This is a genomic window from Streptomyces sp. NPDC002779 (genome assembly GCF_042888685.1).
Taxonomy (GTDB): Bacteria; Actinomycetota; Actinomycetes; order Streptomycetales; family Streptomycetaceae; genus Streptomyces.
Genome location: NZ_JBIAQC010000003.1, coordinates 442,500 through 460,435 on the forward strand (window position 1 = coordinate 442,500; position 17,936 = coordinate 460,435).

A 17,936-nucleotide genomic window follows, 5' to 3' on the forward strand; every position below is an offset into this window, starting at 1 on the left:
GGGAAGAGGGGACCTTCAAGTGAGGACGAAGCCGACTATGCGTAAGAGAATGCTTCGCTCGGTACTTGTCGCCGCCTTCTCCGCCGTTGTGGCCTTCGGATCGCTGAGTGGGCTCTCGGGTGTGAACGGTGACAGTGCCTGGTCGAGTCCGGCCGCCGGCGCGGCTGGGGGCGATACTCCTGTCCACACGGATGACAGCGCGTGGAGCTGACGTGACGACCCCACCCGACGACCGCTCCTTCCGTCGCGAGATGGCCACCGCCTACCGCTCCGGCTGGCACTTCATCGATCTGGTCACCGCCATCCCCCACCCTGGTGACTCGCTGATGGTGACTGTCTTCGGAGAACCGGTCGTCGTCACCCGGGACGAGGACGAGGACCTGCGTGCCTACCGGTGTCTGCGACGGCCCCGGGGGGCGCCGCAGCCGGTGCGCTGTGCCATCCGATACGGAATGATCTTTGTGAACCTGGACCAGCGGGACCACGAGCAACTGGTGGACCCGGAGGTCCCGGTGGACCGGACCATCTCAGCCACCCCCCGCAGTGCCTGACGCGATTCCCCCGTCGTAACAGATCGCTCAGGTGCTTCCCCCCGCAGCGGCGTCACCGTGACCTGAACACGGTGACGCCGCTGCAGTTTTGCGGGACATGTCTGGTTATCCGCCTGATCCCGTGCTGGCCGAAAACCGTCCGTCGCGCCCGGTCAGCCGCGCCCCATGGCCCGCTCCAGTTCGATCTCGATCACCACGCGCGCCGGATTCGGCGCCGGCGTCCGCTGGTAGCGCTCGGCGTAGCGCCGCTCGGCCTCCGCGATCCGCTCCGGCTCGGTGCGCACCCGCGCCCGCCCCTCCAGCGTCGCCCACCGCCGCCCGGCCACCTGGCACACCGCGACCCGCGCCCCGGCGGGCCCGGCGGCCAGCACATGGGCCACCTTGGCGCTCGTCCTGTTCGTGATCACCCGGGCCAGACCCGCCTCCGGGTCGTACGTCACCCCGACCGGCACCACATGCGGGCTGCCGTCCGGGCGCGGCGTCGTCAGCGTGCACAGGTGCCGCTCCCGCCAGAAGCTGAGATACGGCTCGTCGGGGGCACCCGGGTCCACGGAATAGCTCATGCCGCCGGAACTTAGCCGCCGGAACCTCCCGGCACTATTCGGGTCCCACCTTGAGTGGAATAGACTCAACTTTGTGTACGTTGGCTGAGTCAGCGTGGATAAGGGCTCTCGACAGGAGGAGAAGTCGACTGTGGACGCAGAGCTGACCAACAGGAGCCGGGACGCCATCAACGCGGCCGGCAACCGGGCCGTGACGGAGGGCCACCCCGACCTCACACCCGCCCATCTGCTCCTGGCTCTGCTGCAGGGGCAAGGCCGCGGGCAGGACACCGCGAACATCACCGACCTGCTGACCGCCGTGGAGGCCGACCAGGCGGCCGTGCGCGCCGGGGCCGAGAGGGTGCTCGCCGGCCTGCCCAGCGTCACCGGCTCCACCGTGGCGCCCCCGCAGCCCAACCGGGAGCTGCTCGCGGCGATCGCCGAGGCGCAGGCCAAGGCCCAGGAGCTGGGGGACGAGTACCTCTCCACCGAGCACCTGCTCATCGGTATCGCGGCGAAGGGCGGCCCGGCCGCCGACGTACTCTCCCAGCAGGGCGCCACCGCGAAGAAGCTGCTGGAGGCGTTTCGGAAGGCAAGGGGAGGACGCCGGGTGACCACAGCCGATCCGGAGGGCCAGTACAAGGCCCTGGAGAAGTTCGGTACCGACCTCACGGCCGCCGCACGGGAGGGCAAGCTCGACCCCGTCATCGGCCGGGACCAGGAGATCCGCCGGGTCGTCCAGGTGCTGTCCCGCCGTACCAAGAACAACCCCGTCCTCATCGGCGAGCCCGGCGTCGGCAAGACCGCCGTCGTGGAGGGCCTCGCCCAGCGGATCGTGAAGGGGGACGTGCCCGAGTCGCTGAAGGACAAGCGGCTGGTGGCGCTGGACCTCGGCGCGATGGTCGCCGGGGCCAAGTACCGGGGCGAGTTCGAGGAGCGGCTGAAGACCGTGCTCGCGGAGATCAAGGACTCCGACGGTCAGATCATCACGTTCATCGACGAGCTGCACACCGTCGTGGGCGCCGGCGCCGGCGGCGACTCCGCCATGGACGCCGGGAACATGCTCAAGCCCATGCTCGCCCGCGGTGAGCTGCGCATGGTCGGCGCCACCACCCTCGACGAGTACCGCGAGCGGATCGAGAAGGACCCCGCGCTGGAGCGCCGCTTCCAGCAGGTGCTGGTCGCCGAGCCGACGGTCGAGGACACGATCGCCATCCTGCGCGGACTCAAGGGCCGCTACGAGGCCCACCACAAAGTCGTGATCGCCGACAGCGCGCTGGTCGCCGCCGCCACCCTCTCCGACCGCTACATCACCTCCCGCTTTCTCCCCGACAAGGCCATCGACCTGGTCGACGAGGCGGCCTCCCGCCTCCGGATGGAGATCGACTCCTCGCCCGTCGAGATCGACGAACTCCAGCGCGCCGTCGACCGGTTGAAGATGGAGGAGCTGGCGCTGAGCAAGGAGACCGACCCCGCCTCCCGGGAGCGCCTGGAGCGGCTGCGCCGTGACCTCGCCGACAAGGAGGAGGAGCTGCGCGGCCTGACCGCCCGCTGGGAGAAGGAGAAGCAGTCCCTCAACCGGGTCGGTGAGCTGAAGGAGAAGCTCGACGAACTGCGCGGCCAAGCCGAACGGGCCCAGCGCGACGGCGACTTCGACACCGCCTCCAAGCTGCTCTACGGCGAGATCCCGACCCTGGAGCGGGACCTGGAGGCAGCCTCCGAGGCCGAGGAGGAGGCCGCCAAGGACACCATGGTCAAGGAGGAGGTCGGGCCGGACGACATCGCCGACACCGTGGCCGCCTGGACCGGCATCCCGGCGGGACGCCTGCTGGAGGGCGAGACCCAGAAACTGCTGCGCATGGAGGAGGAGCTGGGCCGCAGGCTCATCGGCCAGACGGAGGCGGTCCAGGCCGTGTCCGACGCCGTACGGCGCACCCGCGCGGGCATCGCCGACCCCGACCGGCCCACCGGCTCCTTCCTCTTCCTCGGCCCCACCGGCGTCGGCAAGACCGAGCTGGCCAAGGCGCTGGCCGACTTCCTCTTCGACGACGAGCGGGCCATGGTCCGCATCGACATGTCGGAGTACGGCGAGAAGCACAGCGTGTCCCGGCTGGTGGGCGCGCCTCCCGGTTACGTCGGGTACGAGGAGGGCGGCCAGCTGACGGAGGCGGTGCGCAGGCGGCCGTACTCCGTGGTGCTGCTGGACGAGGTGGAGAAGGCGCACCCCGAGGTCTTCGACATCCTGCTCCAGGTGCTGGACGACGGACGGCTCACCGACGGACAGGGCCGCACGGTCGACTTCCGCAACACCATCCTCGTGCTGACCTCGAACCTCGGCAGCCAGTTCCTGGTCGACCCGATCAGCACCGAGCTGGAGAAGAAGGAACAGGTCCTGGAGGTGGTGCGGACCGCCTTCAAGCCGGAGTTCCTCAACCGCCTGGACGACCTGGTCGTCTTCTCGGCGCTCGGCAAGGACGAGCTGCGCCGGATCGCCCGCCTCCAGATCGACCGCCTGGCCAAGCGGCTCGCCGAGCGCCGCCTCACCCTGGAGATCACCGACGAGGCCCTGACCTGGCTCGCCGACGAGGGCAACGACCCCGCCTACGGCGCCCGGCCGCTGCGCCGCCTGATCCAGACGGCCATCGGCGACCGCCTCGCCAAGGAGATCCTGGCCGGCGAGATCAAGGACGGCGACACGGTCCGCGTGGACACCTTCGGCGACGGTCTGATCGTAGGACCGGCGACCGGAAAAACGCTCTGAGCTGAAATCCGCCAACCGCAGGTGAACCATGCGGGGCGGGGCTTGCCACCCCCCTCCCCGCATGGGAGAGGATGGCGGGATCCGTACGAAGGGAAATACACGGTGACCATCGACCCGTCCTCGATTCCGAACTTCGGGGGCCAGCCCGAGCCGCAGCCCCAAGGTCCGGCGGGCCCCGTCGTCCCGGATCAGGACCTCGTGAAGCAGCTCCTCGACCAGATGGAGCTCAAGTACGTCGTCGACGACGAGGGTGACCTCGCGGCGCCGTGGGAGCAGTTCCGTACGTATTTCATGTTCCGCGGCGAGGGTGAGCAGCAGATCTTCTCGGTGCGGACGTTCTACGACCGCCCCCACCAGATCGACGAGAAGCCGCAGCTGCTGGAGTCCATCGACGACTGGAACCGGCGCACCCTGTGGCCCAAGCTGTACACCCACACCCACGACGACGGCACCGTCCGCCTGATCGGCGAGGCGCAGATGCTGATCGGCACCGGCGTCAGCCTGGAGCACTTCGTCTCCTCCACGGTCAGCTGGGTGCGCGCCGCCATCGAGTTCGACAAGTGGCTGGTGGAGCAGCTCGGCCTGGAGCAGGAGGTCAACGACACCGAGAAGCCCGAGGGCGACGAGGAGTAACCGGCCCGGACCCACGGGAGCCCGTCCGGGGCACCGACCGACTCGGTCGCGTGCCCGGGGCGGGCTCTTGCCGTACGCGCCGGTCAACCGGTCGACCGGTGTCAGCCGGCCAGGTGCTTCAGGCGCCGCGCGGCCTCCGCCAGCACCTCGGTCCGCTTGCAGAAGGCGAACCGGACGAAGGGCGCGCCCTCGTCCCGGTGGTCGTAGAAGACGGCGTTGGGGATGGCGACGACCCCGGCGCGCTCGGGCAGGGCGCGGCAGAAGGCGAAGCCGTCCGACTCGCCGAGCGGGCGGATGTCGGTGGTGATGAAGTAGGTGCCCGACGGGGTGAACACCCCGAAGCCCGCGTCCCGCAGGCCCGCCGCGAGCAGGTCCCGCTTGGCCTGCATGTCCGCGCGGAACCCGGCGAGGAAGGAGTCGGGCAGCGCGAGCGCCTCGGCGACGGCGTACTGGAAGGGCCCGGAGGCCACGTACGTCAGGTACTGCTTCGCCGAACGTACGGCCGCCACCAGCCCGGGAGCCGCGGTCACCCAGCCGACCTTCCAGCCGGTGAACGAGAAGCTCTTGCCCGCGGAGCCGATGGTGACCGTCCGCTCCCGCATCCCGGGGAAGCCGGCCAGCGGCAGGTGCTCGGCGCCGTCGAAGACCAGGTGCTCGTACACCTCGTCCGTCACCACCAGCAGGTCCCGCGCCACGGCCAGCTCCGCCACCGCGGCCAGCTCCTCACGGCTGAGGACCGTGCCGGTGGGGTTGTGCGGGGTGTTGATCAGCAGCAGCCGGGTGCGGTCGGTGACCGCGGCGCGCAGCTCGTCGAGGTCGAGACGGAAGCGTCCCTGGTCCGGGCGCAGGGTGACCGGGACCCGGCGGCCACCCGCCATCGCGATACAGGCCGCGTAGGAGTCGTAGTACGGCTCCAGCGCCACCACCTCGTCGCCCGGCTCCAGCAGCGCCAGCAAGGACGCGGCGATCGCCTCCGTCGCCCCCGCCGTCACCAGGACCTCGGTGTCCGGGTCGTAGGACAGGCCGTACCGGCGCTCCTGGTGCGCGGCGACCGCGGTGCGCAGCTCGGGCACGCCGGGGCCCGGCGGGTACTGGTTGCCGCGTCCGTCGCGCAGCGCGCGCACCGCCGCCTCCCGGATTTCCTCGGGACCGTCGGTGTCGGGGAATCCCTGGCCCAGGTTGATGGCTCCGGTGGTCAGGGCCAGCGCCGACATCTCGGCGAAGATCGTCGTTCCGAACTCGGCGAGGCTGCGGTTGAGAAGGGGACGCGCGCGTGAGGTCATGGCGGTCATCCTGCGCCGAAGCTCTGGAGTTCCTCAACTCTGCTTTGGGCCGCGAGCGGGAGGGGCATTTCCCGGTCACGCAGCTGGCGAGGCGCCCACGGGGGGCCGCTTCGGGGGAGCTGCGCCAAACGGGAGGAGGGTGACGTCATGCCCATGGCTATCGGCATCATCCTGGTGGTTCTGTTCGCGGGTCTGATCATGCTGGCGATCGTGGGTGCCGGTAACCGGCAGATGGCCCACGGCAGCCGGCGCTCGTCCCGCCGTCACGACGGCACCGACGGCGGCAGCGGCGGCTGGTGGGCCGGGGGCGGGGACAGCGGCGGCTCGTCGTGCGGGGGCGGATCGTCGTCCTGCGGTGGGGGCGGCGGGGGCGGATGCGGGGGAGGCAGCTGACACGGGGCAGCTGAGCTCCGGCAGGGGGAACCGCATCCGGACCGGCGGGGCCCGCCCACGAGGGCGGGTCCCGCCGTCGTGGGCGCGGCTGGGGCCGTGCTCCGGCGTACGACCCAGCCGACACGGCGCACGCGGGGGTTGAACAGTTGCGCTGTGCAGCCCCCTGAGGGATGGAAACCCTACGAAGTTGGGTAAAAACGCTGTGGTGGCGCCGCCGTTCATGATTCCCTCTAAATCACCAACGCAGCCCTCGTACGCCCCGCGGCCACCCCCCTGACTCGCCGACCGGGCTGACCGGGCCGATCTCCCGGTGCCGACCGGGATGCGCCGGACCACACCTCCCCTTTTCTTTGCTCGCTAGCGGAGCCGATCCATGCTCACGACCCTGAACACCGCCTACACCGACACGCGCGCGGCCGACCTCGCCTGGGCCCTGGGGCGTGAGCCGCTCCCCGCACTGGCCACCCTCGACCTCGAACTGTGCTCGGCGAAGCTCCAGTTGAGACTCCTCGGCGCGTCCCACCAGGTCATCCTGGAGGAGGAGCGGGGCAACTCCTCGGAGACGGTGGCGTGCATCCCGGGCAGCAGCACGCCCCTCCCGCTGGGCGTCGCCAAGCGCGTCGGCGACTGGGAGTACGAGTTCGCCGCCCGCGTCGAGGTGCTGGCGCCGGGTCAGTTCGCCGGGCGCGCCCAGGAGTTGCTCGCGCTGGTCGCCGACCATCCGCATGGTCTGGCCGGCGTCTTCCCCGGCAGCCCGCACGCGTTCACCGCGATGCTGGCGCACTGGCGCGAGGGCCAGGTGCACTGGCGGACCTGGCATGCCTACCCGCAGGACGGCCAGTTGGTGGCGACCCGGAGCCGGGTCGGGGTCCGGGTTCCGGCAAGCGCCCTGAGCGCATCGGGGGTTTGAGACGGCAGTTCCACACGTGTGGGTGACAAAGCGTGACGCGCCCGTGACGTAACGTCGCAGCGTGATCGAACCGCACGCGCCCGCCCCGCCCGCCGCCCCGGCACCCTGGGGCGACCCGGCGCGGCTGCCCGTCCGGCCGGCGACGGGCCGGTTCCTGGTCCTCGCGTGCGTCTTCGTCTGCGCCGCCTGCGGACTGGTGTACGAACTCGAACTGGTCGCCCTCGCCTCCTACTTGATCGGCGACTCGGTCACCCAGGCCTCCGTGGTGTTGTCCGTCATGGTCTTCGCCATGGGCCTCGGCTCGCTCGTCGCCAAACGCCTGCGTTGGCACGCCGCCGCCGGGTTCGGCGCGATCGAGACGGTCCTCGCCCTGGTCGGCGGGTGCAGCGCGCCGGCGCTGTACGGCGTGTTCGCCTGGACCGGCGACTGGGGCGGCCCTTGGGGCGAGGGGCCCCGGGTGCTGCTGGTCGCCTTCTCCCTCGCCATCGGCCTGCTGATCGGCGCCGAAGTGCCGTTGCTGATGGAGCTGATCCAGCGCATCCGGCGGCAGGACGCGGGCGGCGCGGTGGCCGACCTGTTCGCCGCGGACTACGTCGGCGCGCTCGTCGGGGGCCTCGCCTTTCCGTTCCTCCTGCTGCCCCTGCTGGGCCAGTTGACCGGCGCCCTGATCACCGGCGCGGTCAACGCGCTGGCCGGCGGTGCCCTGGTGCTCGGCCTGTTCCGCGGTGACCTGACCCGGCGCGCCCGGCTGCTGCTGCTCGCCGGCAATCTCGTGGCCCTCGGCATCCTGGCCGCGGCCGCCGCCCATGTCGACGACTTCGAGCGGGCCGCCCGGCACGCGGTGTACGGCGCCGACGTCCGCGTGGCGGTCCAGACCGACGTCCAGGAGGTGGTCCTCACCGGCGGCACCCACGGCGACCCGGTCGACCTCTACCTCGACGGCCGCCTCCGGGTCAGCGGACGCGACGAGCACCGCTACCACGAGGCCCTGGTCCACCCGGCGATGAACGGTCCGCACGAGCGGGTGCTGATCCTGGGCGGCGGTGACGGGCTGGCGGCGCGAGAAGTGCTGCGGCAGCGCGGGGTGCGCCGGGTGGACATCGTGGAACTGGACGCCGAGGTGGTCCGGCTGGCCCGCGAGGACCCGGCCCTCAGCCGCCTCAACGGCCATGTCCACGCCGACCCCCGGGTGCGGGTCGTCACGGCGGACGCCTTCCGCCATCTGCGGGGAACGCCCACCGTCCGCTACGACGTCGTCGTCTCCGACCTCCCCGACCCGGGCATCACGGCGAGCACCAAGCTGTACTCGCAGGAGTTCTACGGCCTGGTCAGGCGGGTGCTGGCCGACGACGGACGCCTGGTGGTGCACACGGGCCCGGCGGTGTCCCGGCCCGGGGTCTTCTGGACGGTCGAGGCGACGCTGCGGGCGGCGGGCCTGCGGACGGCGCCGTACTGCGTGGCGGGGCGGGACCACGGCTTCGCGGCGGGTCCGGACCGCTCCGCCAGGCGGGCGGACGCACCGCACGACTGGGGCTTCGTCCTGGCGGCGCGGGGTTCCGCCCCGGTCCTGGGTCTGCCCCCGGAGGGGCCGCGCCTGCGCACCCTGACCGAGGCCCGTCTGCGGGAGGACGCAAAGGCGGCGGGGGTCTCTCGGGTACGGGGGCTGCCGGCGTCCACGCTGGTGCATCCGCGCTACTGATTGCGGCGACGAGGGGTGCGACGGCACCTTCCCTGGGTAGGCTCCGCTGACATGGAGCTTGACGTGTTCGTTCCGGTATCCACGGCTCGCTTGCGGGAGGCGCTGTCCGACCCCGCGCGGGTTGCCCGGGCGCTTCCCGGGCTCCAGCAGGACGCGGGCGCGCGGACCCCGATGAGCGGACGCCTGAAGGTACGGGTGGGCGGCCACACGATCACGTACCGCGGCGTCCTGCGGCTGGCACCGCGGGAGGACGGCACGTACGCGGTGGAGGGTGACGCGACCGAGGCGCGGGGGACGGGTTCGGTGAAGCTGTCCCTGACGCTGCGCGTGAGTGAGGCGGAGGACGGCTCGACGCTGACCTTCGACGCCACGGCGACGGCGGACGGCCGCATCGCCCAACTCCCGCCGGACCAGGTCGACTCGGCGATGACGAGACTACTGACCCGCTTCGCGGAAAACCTCCCGTCAACAGAGCCCCAGCCGGACGCGGCCCTTACACGTCCCGACCGGGAGCCCGCGGCGCCCGAGCCGGAGACGGCGGCGCCCGAGACTGCGGGGCCTGCTACCTCCGAGCCGGAGACCGCGGCGCCCAAGACCGCGGCGCCCAAGACCGCGGCGCCCGAGCCGGAGACCGCCGGAGCTGAGACCGCGGGGCCTGCTGCCTCCGAGTCGGAGGCTCCGGCGGCCGAGACCGCGAAGTCCGCCACTTCCGAGCGGGAGCCTGCGGCGCCCGAGAACACAAAGCCTGCTACCCCCGAGTCGAAGGCTCCGGCACCTGAGACCCCGGCACCTGACACCGCGGCGGCAGAGCCGGAAGCCCCGGCGGCTGAGACCGCGAAGCCCGCTACTCCCGAGCCGGAGACCCCGGCGCCCGAGGCCCCCGAGCCCGCGGATGTCGTAGAGACTCCGCCGGGCCCGCCCCCATCCCCGGACGGCGAGGAGGCTCCGCAGGCCGCCCCCGAAGCCGCGCACGCGCGCCGCACCATGATCGGCCGCAGCGCCGAAGAGGTCGACCACGCCCCGCCCCGCGGCCGCTACGCCCCCGTCCCGGCCCCCCACTCCACCGCCCCCGTCTCCGCGCTCCGCTGGGCGGCCCCCGCGGCGGCCCTCGCCGTGGCCTCCGCGATCGTCGTCAGCCGGGCCCTGAGGCGACGCCGGTAGGACCGACGCGGCTACTACGCCCCCGTCCCCGCGCTCCGCTGGGCGCCTCCTGAGGCGGTGCTCGCCGTGGCCTCCGCGATCGCCGTGAGTCGCGCGCTGCGGAGACGCCGCCCCCGCGCCCCAATTCATCGCCGCCGTCTCAGCGCTCCCCTGGGCGACCCCCGTGGCCGCCCTCGCCCTGCCTCCGTGATTGGCGTCAGCCGGGTCATCAGGAGACGCCCGTAGGGTCGACGTGGCGCGTAGGCCCTCTTGAACGGCCCAGTAGGGTCGTCCCGTGAGTGATGCAGAGATCACGCTGACCGCGGGCGACGCGGAGGTGACCGTACAACCGGGCAAGGGTGGCCGGATCGGAGGACTCCGTGTCGGCGGAACCGAACTCCTGCGCCAGGGCGACCGGTTCGGGTGCTTCCCTATGGTCCCGTGGTGCGGCCGCATCAGGGACGGCCGCTTCCGGGACGGCGCCGACGTCGTCCAGATGCCCCTGAACTCCCCGCCCCACGCCATCCACGGCACGGCCCGCGACGGCGCCTGGCGCACCGCCCGCCGGACACCGGACGAGGCGGTGATGACGTACGACCTGGTGGACCCGTGGCCGCACAGCGGACGGGTCACCCAGGTGGTGAGCCTGACCGAGAGCTCGTTGACGCTCACCATGTCGGTGGAGACGTACGAGGACTCCTTCCCGGCCCAGATCGGCTGGCACCCGTGGTTCAACCGCACCCTCGGCGGCGCGGACGCCACCCTCGACTTCGCCCCCGCCTGGCAGGAGGAGCGCGGCGAGGACCACCTGCCCACCGGTCACCGCATCGACCCGAAGCCGGGCCCGTGGGACGACTGCTTCGGCATGCCGGACGGCGTGGACGTCACCCTCACCTGGCCGGGCCGGCTCGCGCTGAGGGTGACCAGCCGCGAGAAATGGGTCGTCGTCTACGACGAGCAGGAGGCCGCCGTCTGCGTGGAGCCGCAGACCGGTCCGCCGAACGGACTGAACACCCTCCCCCGCCTGGTCACCCCGCTGGAGCCGCTGGAGGCCACGACCACCTGGAGCTGGACCCGCCTCCACGCCGAATAAGCTGTTCGGCATGACGGACGCACGTGGCGCACTGCTGCAACAGATCAAGGACAAGGCCGTGGTGCACGGCAAGGTGACCCTCTCCTCGGGGCTGGAGGCCGACTACTACGTCGACCTGCGCCGCATCACCCTCGACGGGGAGGCCGCCCCGCTGGTCGGCCAGGTGCTCCTTGACCTCACCGACGGCCTGGACTTCGACGCGGTCGGCGGCCTGACCATGGGCGCCGACCCGGTCGCCGCGGCGATGCTGCACGCCGCCGCGGCCCGCGGCCGCAAGCTGGACGCCTTCGTCGTCCGCAAGGCCGCCAAGGCGCACGGGCTCCAGCGCCGCGTCGAGGGTCCGGACATCGCGGGCCGCCGGGTGCTCGTCGTCGAGGACACCTCCACCACCGGCGGCTCCCCGCTGACCGCCGTGGAGGCCGTGCGCGAGGCCGGCGCCGAGGTCGTCGCCGTCGCCACGATCGTCGACCGGGCGACCGGGGCCGCCGAGAAGATCGAGGAGGGCGCCGGGGTGCCGTACCTTTTCGCCTACTCCAAGGACGAGCTGGGCCTGGACTGAGACGGCTCTCGGAGCATCCCGGTTCGTCTGGAAGGATGGGCGCGACGACGACGATGTCGCCTCCCCAGGTCTAGGTCAGGGCCGTCAGCACGCAGAACGCAACCCGCACATCACAAGGAGCGGACACATGCCCATCGCAACCCCCGAGGTCTACAACGAGATGCTCGACCGGGCGAAGGCAGGCAAGTTCGCCTACCCGGCCATCAACGTGACCTCCTCCCAGACCCTGCACGCTGCGCTGCGCGGCTTCGCGGAGGCCGAGAGCGACGGCATCGTCCAGATCTCCACCGGTGGCGCGGAGTTCCTCGGCGGCCAGCACAGCAAGGACATGGTCACCGGCGCCGTCGCCCTGGCCGAGTTCGCGCACATCGTCGCCGCCAAGTACGACGTCAACATCGCGCTGCACACCGACCACTGCCCGAAGGACAAGCTGGACGGCTACGTACGCCCGCTGCTCGCGGTCTCCGAGGAGCGCGTGAAGGCCGGCCGCAACCCGCTGTTCCAGTCGCACATGTGGGACGGCTCCGCCGAGACCCTGGCCGACAACCTGGCCATTGCCCAGGAGCTGCTGCCCCGCGCCGCCGCCGCGAAGATCATCCTCGAGGTCGAGATCACCCCGACCGGCGGCGAGGAGGACGGCGTCACCCACGAGATCAACGACGAGCTGTACACCACCGTCGACGACGCCCTGCGCACCGCCGAGGCCCTCGGCCTGGGTGAGAAGGGCCGCTACCTGCTGGCCGCCTCCTTCGGCAACGTGCACGGCGTCTACAAGCCGGGCAACGTCGTCCTCCGCCCCGAGCTGCTGAAGGACCTCCAGCAGGGCGTGGGCGAGAAGTACGGCAAGTCCAGCCCGTTCGACTTCGTCTTCCACGGCGGTTCCGGCTCCACCGCGGAGGAGATCGCCACCGCGCTGGAGAACGGCGTCGTGAAGATGAACCTCGACACCGACACCCAGTACGCCTTCACGCGTCCGGTCGCCGCCCACATGTTCCAGAACTACGACGGCGTCCTGAAGGTCGACGGCGAGGTCGGCAACAAGAAGACCTACGACCCGCGGACCTGGGGCAAGCTGGCCGAGGCGGGCATGGCCGCGCGCGTCGTCGAGGCCTGCGGGAACCTGCGCTCCACGGGCACCAAGATCAAGTAGTTCCTGAGTGCACTGCTGAGCCCGGCGCCTGCCTACGGCGCCGGGCTCGCTGTATACCTGGGGGCATGCGTGACGTCCGGATCGCCTCCGCGCAGGGCAAGTGGATCCTGCTCACCACCGTGCTCGGATCCAGCATGGCCCTGCTGGACTCGACGGTGGTCAACGTCGCCCTCCCGCGGATCGGCGAGGACCTGGACGCGAACCTCTCCGCCCTGCAGTGGACGGTCAACGCGTACATGCTCGCCCTGGCCGGGCTGATCCTGCTCGGTGGCTCCCTGGGCGACCGCTACGGCCGCCGCCGGATCTTCGTCATCGGCGTGATCTGGTTCGCGGTCGCCTCCCTGCTGTGCGGGCTCGCCCCGAACGCCGAGATCCTGATCGCCGCCCGCGCCCTCCAGGGCATCGGCGGGGCGCTGCTCACGCCCGGCTCCCTCGCCCTCATCCAGGCCTCCTTCCACCCCGACGACCGGGGCCGGGCGGTGGGCCTGTGGTCCGGGTTCGGCGGCATCGGGGCGGCCGTGGGGCCGTTCCTCGGCGGTTGGCTGGTGGACGGACCCGGCTGGCGGTGGGTGTTCCTGCTCAACGTGCCGCTGGCCCTGCTGTGCGTGCCGGTCGCCCTGCGCCATGTGCCGGAATCGGGCGACGGCAGCAAACACGGCCGCTTCGACGTGCTCGGTGCCGCCCTCGGCGCGCTGGCGCTCGCGCTGGTGACGTACGCGCTGATCGAGTCGGACTGGATCAGCGCGGCCCTGGGCGTCGCCCTCGGGATCGCCTTCGTCCAGGTCGAGAAGCGGCGCCCCGACCCGATGATGCCGCTCGGCATCTTCGCCTCCCGCCAGTTCACCGCCGTCAACCTGGTCACCCTGTGCGTGTACGCGGCCCTCGGCGGGTTCTTCTTCCTCGCCGCGCTCCAGCTCCAGGTCGTCTCGGGCTACTCGGCGCTCGCCGCGGGTACGGCCCTGCTGCCGACGACGGTCCTGATGCTGCTGCTCTCCGCCCGGTCCGGCGAGCTGGCCGACCGGATCGGCCCGCGGATCCCGCTCACCGCCGGGCCGCTGGTGTGCGCGGCCGGGCTGCTGCTGATGCTGCGGGTCGGGCCGGACGCCTCGTACGCGGCCGACGTGCTGCCCGCCGTCCTCGTCTTCGGGGCCGGCCTGGTCACCCTGGTCGCCCCGCTCACCTCCACCGTCCTCGCCTCCGTGGATGTCACGCGGGCGGGCCTGGCCAGCGGCATCAACAACGCGGCCGCCCGCGCCGCCGGTCTGGTGGCGGTGGCCGCGCTGCCGTTGCTGACCGGGATGGGGGAGGACGCCTACCGCTCCCCGGACGCCTTCGACGACTCCTTCGGCCGGGCCATGCTGCTGTGCGCCGGGGTGATGGTGGTGGGCTCCGCCGTGGCCTTCGCGACCGTACGACGGCTGCCGCCGGACTGCCGGCGGCCGGAGTGCCTCACCCATGGCTCGATCACCGCGCCGCCCCTGGAAGGGGAACGGGCCAAGGGACGCATCCCCTAGCGGATGCCTCAGACTGGAGCCCATGACGATTCACGAGAACCTCCTCGGGGGCCCGCCCCCGACCCACCTCCCCGACGACCCGGAGCCCCGTGAGCTCCTCGCGTCCGGCACGGCCCCCGCGGACGTCGCCGCGCAGTACCCGACGTCCTGCCTGGCCTGGGCCCAGCTGGCCGACGAGGCGTTCGAGCGGGGCAGCGTCGTGGAGTCGTACGCCTACGCCCGTACGGGCTACCACCGCGGTCTGGACGCCCTGCGCCGCAGCGGCTGGAAGGGCCACGGCCCGGTGCCGTGGGAGCACGAGCCGAACCGCGGCTTCCTGCGCGCCCTGCACGCCCTCGCCCGGGCCGCCGGTTCCATCGGCGAGCAGGAGGAGTACGAGCGCTGCACGCAGTTCCTGAAGGACTCCTCGCCGGCGGCCGCCCAGACACTGGGCTAGCCCGTCGGCGGGACGGCGCCTCGAGTGCGGGTCCGGCTGTGATCCAGTCGGGCCTTGCACTTTCCGGGGGACACACCGGAGGATTCGGGTGGGGACCGGGGCCCCCGTGTCGGTAACGGCAGGGGCGGACCGCTACCCGGAGTTACCACAGGAGACAGCGATGTCCCAAGAGGCTCACGAAACCCACGAGCCCGAGACCCCGCATCTCGACTTCGCCGGCACGACGCCGTACGAGGACTACGTCAAGGCGGATGTGCTCACCCACCTCCAGCACACCCTCTCCGACGATCCCGGAGAGATGGTCTTCCTGGTCACCACCCAGGTCATGGAGCTGTGGTTCACCGTCGTGGTCCATGAGTGGGAGACCGCCGCGCACGCCCTGCGCGAGGACCGGGTGGCGGTCGCGATCGACGCGCTGAAGCGCTCGGTGCGGGAGCTGGAGGCGCTCAACGCCTCCTGGAAGCCGCTGGGCCAGCTCACCCCGGCCCAGTTCAACTCCTACCGCTCTGCCCTCGGCGAGGGTTCCGGCTTCCAGTCGGCCATGTACCGCCGGATGGAATTCCTGCTCGGCGACAAGTCCGCGTCCATGCTCGTCCCGCACCGCGGCGCGCCCCGCGTCCACGCGGAACTGGAGAAGGCGCTGCACGAGCCGAGCCTGTACGACGAGGTGCTGCGGCTGCTGGCGCGGCGCGGGCACGCCATCCCCGAGGAGGTGCTGAAGCGCGACGTCTCCCAGCGCTACGAGCCCTCCGAAGCGGTCGAGGCCGCCTGGACCGCCGTCTACTCCGGCGACGCCGGTGACGAAGTCGCCCGGCTGGGCGAGGCGTTGACGGACGTCGCCGAGCTGGTGTGGCGCTGGCGCAACGACCACCTGGTCGCCACCCGGCGCGCGATGGGCGCGAAGACCGGCACCGGCGGCTCGGCCGGGGTGGCCTGGCTGGAAAAGCGGGCCCGCAAGAACGTCTTCCCCGAGCTGTGGACGGCGAGGTCCTATGTCTGAGCTGTCTGAGCTGTCCGCACGGGCGGAGAAGCTGGACGCGGCGGACGAACTCGCCCACAAGCGCGCCGAGTTCGCGCTCGACGAGGCCGTCTACCTGGACGGCAACTCGCTGGGCGCCCTGCCGGTGAACGTGCCGGAGAAGGTCGCGGACGTGGTCGCGCGGCAGTGGGGCGCCCTGCGCATCCGGTCCTGGGAGGAGAGCGGCTGGTGGACCGCGCCCGAGCGGATCGGCGACCGGATCGCTCCGCTGGTCGGGGCGGCGCCGGGGCAGATCGTGGTCGGCGACTCCACCAGCGTCAACGTCTTCAAGGCGCTGGTGGCGGCCGTGCGGATGGCGGGGGAGGGGCGCGACGAGATCCTCGTGGACGCCACGACCTTCCCCACGGACGGCTACCTCGCCGAGTCGGCGGCCCGGATGACCGGCCGCACACTGCGCCCGGTACGGCCGTCACAGGTGCCGGGGGCGCTCGGTCCCCGGACCGCGGCGGTGCTGCTGAACCACGTCGACTACCGCACGGGCCGGCTGCACGACCTGCCGTCGCTGACGGCGGCGGTACGGGCGGCGGGCGCCGTGGCGGTCTGGGACCTGTGCCACAGCGCGGGCGCGCTGCCGGTGGACCTGGACGCCCACGGCGTCGACCTGGCGGTGGGCTGCACGTACAAGTACCTGAACGGCGGCCCGGGTTCACCGGCCTACCTGTACGTACGACGTGACCTGCAGCCCCGTTTCGACTCCCCGCTGCCGGGCTGGAACTCCCACGCGGAGCCCTTCGGCATGCGCGGCGACTACGCACCGGCCGCGGGCGCCCTGCGCGGCCGGGTCGGCACCCCGGACATCCTCTCCATGCTCGCCCTGGAAGCGGCACTGGACGTCTGGCGGGACGTGTCGATCGCGTCGGTACGGGCCAAGTCGCTGGCGCTGACGGACTTCTTCCTGGAGTGCGTGGCGCAGTACGTGCCGGCGGGGCGCGTGGAGTCCCTGACCCCGGCCGCCCACGCGGAGCGCGGCAGCCAGGTCGCCCTGCGCTGCGCGGACGCGGGCACGGTGATGGAGCGCCTGATCGAGCGGGGCGTGGTGGGCGACTTCCGGGCCCCGGACGTCCTGCGCTTCGGCTTCACGCCGCTGTACGTCGGGTTCGCGGACGTGGAGAAGGCGGCGCGGACGCTGGGCGAACTGCTCGCCTGACCCGGGGGGCGGGGCGGCGCGGCGCCCACCCCGCCCCCGACAGAACCGTTTACCCCTCACCCAGCGTCACATCCCGGTGTCCGCGCACGTCACGGGCCTGATACCGTCCCCGCCAACGGCCGAGAACATCACCTGGTCCGCCAACTGTATTTCGCCGCTGAGAGGTTGGAGCATGCCGGACGACGCTGCCGCAGCCCGGGCCGCCGCAGAGGAGCAGTCGGCCTTCTCGCATCCGCCTGTCGACCCGGACACCACCGCCGCGTACGGCGACCACCCCGACCAGGTGATCGACTTCTACGCCCCGCGCACCGAGAGCCCCCTCGCCCCGCTGGTGGTCGTCCTGCACGGCGGCGCCTGGCGGGCCCCCTACGACCGTCGCCACATGACGCCGTTCGCCGCCTTCCTGGCCCGCCGGGGCTTCGCCGTGGCCAACGTCGAGTACCGCAAGGGAGCGGAGGGCGCCAGCGAGCTGGCCGGCCGCTGGCCCGACACCTTCGACGACGTGGCCGCCGCCCTGGACGCCCTCCCGGACCTGGTCCGCGAGGCCCTCCCGGGGGCAGACCCCCGCCGTACCGTCGTCACCGGCCACTCCGCCGGCGGCCATCTCGCGCTGTGGGCGGCGGCCCGGCACCTCCTGCCCGCCGACGCCCCCTGGCGCACCGTGGGCCCGCCCTTCCTGCGGGGTGTGGTGGCCCTCGCCCCCATCGCCGACTTCGCGGTCGCCGACAAGCTCGGCGTCTGCGGCGGCGCGGCCCGCCAACTCCTCGGCGGTGACGAGGGGTTCGCCGAGCGGCGGCCGTACGCCGATCCCGCGCTGCTGCTGCCCACCGGCATCGCCACCACCCTCGTGCAGGGCCGTACGGACATGGATGTCCCCCAGCTGGTCGCCGAGTCCTACGCGGACGCCGCGGCGAAGGCGGGCGAGGTGGTCGGGCTCACGCTGCTGGAGGACGTCGGCCACTTCCCGCTGATCGACCCGGCGGCGGACGCCTGCGCGGTGGTGGCGGAGGAGATCGCCCAGCTCGCCTGGTGAGCGCGGGTACGGCCGTAGTACTTGAGACGGACCCCGCGAGACCCTTCTCGCAG

The 17,936-nt window shown here is 72.2% G+C and carries 17 protein-coding genes; 15 read left to right on the top strand and 2 right to left on the bottom strand.

Translation table 11 applies throughout. The annotated features are described in order from the left end of the window. The first annotated feature begins 212 nt into the window (after window positions 1-212). Complete coding sequence (locus tag ACFYW5_RS11830; protein WP_351984511.1) at window positions 213-551, top strand: hypothetical protein; 339 nt, start codon at window positions 213-215, stop codon at window positions 549-551. Window positions 552-703: 152 nt separating this feature from the next. On the opposite strand, the gene ACFYW5_RS11835 is transcribed toward ACFYW5_RS11830, so the two are convergent. Further along, window positions 704-1,114 (bottom strand): pyridoxamine 5'-phosphate oxidase family protein, encoded by a 411-nt coding sequence (locus ACFYW5_RS11835; protein WP_389416785.1) that lies wholly within the window; start codon window positions 1,112-1,114, stop codon window positions 704-706. A 130-nt stretch (window positions 1,115-1,244) separates the two neighbouring features. On the opposite strand from ACFYW5_RS11835, the gene clpB reads away from it, so the two are divergent. Together clpB and ACFYW5_RS11845 are read left to right on the top strand one after the other, a co-directional pair. Beyond that, window positions 1,245-3,854 carry an ATP-dependent chaperone ClpB gene (gene clpB, locus ACFYW5_RS11840; protein ID WP_389416786.1) on the top strand — a complete coding sequence of 870 codons (2,610 nt, stop codon included), beginning with the start codon at window positions 1,245-1,247 and terminating at the stop codon, window positions 3,852-3,854. A 102-nt stretch (window positions 3,855-3,956) separates the two neighbouring features. Beyond that, window positions 3,957-4,487 (top strand): YbjN domain-containing protein, encoded by a 531-nt coding sequence (locus tag ACFYW5_RS11845; protein ID WP_389416787.1) that lies wholly within the window; start codon window positions 3,957-3,959, stop codon window positions 4,485-4,487. Between the two features lie 101 nt (window positions 4,488-4,588). On the opposite strand, the gene ACFYW5_RS11850 is transcribed toward ACFYW5_RS11845, so the two are convergent. Further along, window positions 4,589-5,779 (bottom strand): pyridoxal phosphate-dependent aminotransferase, encoded by a 1,191-nt coding sequence (locus ACFYW5_RS11850; RefSeq protein ID WP_389416788.1) that lies wholly within the window; start codon window positions 5,777-5,779, stop codon window positions 4,589-4,591. A gap of 138 nt (window positions 5,780-5,917) precedes the next feature. On the opposite strand from ACFYW5_RS11850, the gene ACFYW5_RS11855 reads away from it, so the two are divergent. From ACFYW5_RS11855 to ACFYW5_RS11910, 12 genes are all read left to right on the top strand, one after another. After that, entirely contained in the window at window positions 5,918-6,163 is a 246-nt protein-coding gene (locus tag ACFYW5_RS11855) for a hypothetical protein (RefSeq protein ID WP_389416789.1), read from the top strand. A 373-nt stretch (window positions 6,164-6,536) separates the two neighbouring features. Beyond that, window positions 6,537-7,073: a DUF2617 family protein gene (locus ACFYW5_RS11860; protein ID WP_389416790.1), complete on the top strand. Its 537-nt coding sequence runs from the start codon at window positions 6,537-6,539 to the stop codon at window positions 7,071-7,073. A gap of 61 nt (window positions 7,074-7,134) precedes the next feature. Beyond that, complete coding sequence (locus tag ACFYW5_RS11865; protein ID WP_389416791.1) at window positions 7,135-8,772, top strand: polyamine aminopropyltransferase; 1,638 nt, start codon at window positions 7,135-7,137, stop codon at window positions 8,770-8,772. Window positions 8,773-8,835: 63 nt separating this feature from the next. Continuing rightward, window positions 8,836-9,933 carry an SRPBCC domain-containing protein gene (locus ACFYW5_RS11870; RefSeq protein ID WP_389416792.1) on the top strand — a complete coding sequence of 366 codons (1,098 nt, stop codon included), beginning with the start codon at window positions 8,836-8,838 and terminating at the stop codon, window positions 9,931-9,933. Between the two features lie 274 nt (window positions 9,934-10,207). After that, window positions 10,208-11,005: an aldose 1-epimerase gene (locus tag ACFYW5_RS11875; protein ID WP_389416793.1), complete on the top strand. Its 798-nt coding sequence runs from the start codon at window positions 10,208-10,210 to the stop codon at window positions 11,003-11,005. 10 nt (window positions 11,006-11,015) lie between these two features. Then, window positions 11,016-11,564, top strand: coding sequence for an orotate phosphoribosyltransferase (gene pyrE, locus ACFYW5_RS11880; RefSeq protein WP_389416794.1), 549 nt, complete (start codon window positions 11,016-11,018; stop codon window positions 11,562-11,564). 127 nt (window positions 11,565-11,691) lie between these two features. Beyond that, window positions 11,692-12,714 (top strand): class II fructose-bisphosphate aldolase, encoded by a 1,023-nt coding sequence (gene fbaA / locus ACFYW5_RS11885; RefSeq protein ID WP_389416795.1) that lies wholly within the window; start codon window positions 11,692-11,694, stop codon window positions 12,712-12,714. A 65-nt stretch (window positions 12,715-12,779) separates the two neighbouring features. Continuing rightward, a complete protein-coding gene (locus ACFYW5_RS11890; RefSeq protein ID WP_389416796.1) occupies window positions 12,780-14,228 on the top strand; it encodes an MFS transporter in 1,449 nt (482 codons plus the stop codon). Window positions 14,229-14,250: 22 nt separating this feature from the next. Continuing rightward, window positions 14,251-14,664 carry a DUF3151 domain-containing protein gene (locus ACFYW5_RS11895; RefSeq protein WP_351984480.1) on the top strand — a complete coding sequence of 138 codons (414 nt, stop codon included), beginning with the start codon at window positions 14,251-14,253 and terminating at the stop codon, window positions 14,662-14,664. Between the two features lie 160 nt (window positions 14,665-14,824). Beyond that, complete coding sequence (locus ACFYW5_RS11900) at window positions 14,825-15,664, top strand: tryptophan 2,3-dioxygenase family protein (protein WP_389416797.1); 840 nt, start codon at window positions 14,825-14,827, stop codon at window positions 15,662-15,664. Next, complete coding sequence (gene kynU / locus ACFYW5_RS11905) at window positions 15,657-16,850, top strand: kynureninase (RefSeq protein WP_389416798.1); 1,194 nt, start codon at window positions 15,657-15,659, stop codon at window positions 16,848-16,850. Before ACFYW5_RS11900 ends, kynU begins: the two co-directional genes overlap by 8 nt. Window positions 16,851-17,022: 172 nt before the next feature. Continuing rightward, window positions 17,023-17,883, top strand: coding sequence for an alpha/beta hydrolase (locus ACFYW5_RS11910; RefSeq protein ID WP_389416799.1), 861 nt, complete (start codon window positions 17,023-17,025; stop codon window positions 17,881-17,883). Window positions 17,884-17,936 lie beyond the last annotated feature (53 nt).

Coding starts and splice junctions, on each gene's coding strand:
- ACFYW5_RS11910 (WP_389416799.1), top strand. CDS start 17,023: ATGCCGGACGACGCTGCCGCAGCCCGGGCCGCCGCAGAGGAGCAGTCG.
- ACFYW5_RS11890 (WP_389416796.1), top strand. CDS start 12,780: ATGCGTGACGTCCGGATCGCCTCCGCGCAGGGCAAGTGGATCCTGCTC.
- ACFYW5_RS11860 (WP_389416790.1), top strand. CDS start 6,537: ATGCTCACGACCCTGAACACCGCCTACACCGACACGCGCGCGGCCGAC.
- ACFYW5_RS11835 (WP_389416785.1), bottom strand. CDS start 1,114: ATGAGCTATTCCGTGGACCCGGGTGCCCCCGACGAGCCGTATCTCAGC.
- fbaA (WP_389416795.1), top strand. CDS start 11,692: ATGCCCATCGCAACCCCCGAGGTCTACAACGAGATGCTCGACCGGGCG.
- ACFYW5_RS11900 (WP_389416797.1), top strand. CDS start 14,825: ATGTCCCAAGAGGCTCACGAAACCCACGAGCCCGAGACCCCGCATCTC.
- ACFYW5_RS11855 (WP_389416789.1), top strand. CDS start 5,918: ATGCCCATGGCTATCGGCATCATCCTGGTGGTTCTGTTCGCGGGTCTG.
- kynU (WP_389416798.1), top strand. CDS start 15,657: ATGTCTGAGCTGTCTGAGCTGTCCGCACGGGCGGAGAAGCTGGACGCG.
- pyrE (WP_389416794.1), top strand. CDS start 11,016: ATGACGGACGCACGTGGCGCACTGCTGCAACAGATCAAGGACAAGGCC.
- ACFYW5_RS11895 (WP_351984480.1), top strand. CDS start 14,251: ATGACGATTCACGAGAACCTCCTCGGGGGCCCGCCCCCGACCCACCTC.
- ACFYW5_RS11850 (WP_389416788.1), bottom strand. CDS start 5,779: ATGACCGCCATGACCTCACGCGCGCGTCCCCTTCTCAACCGCAGCCTC.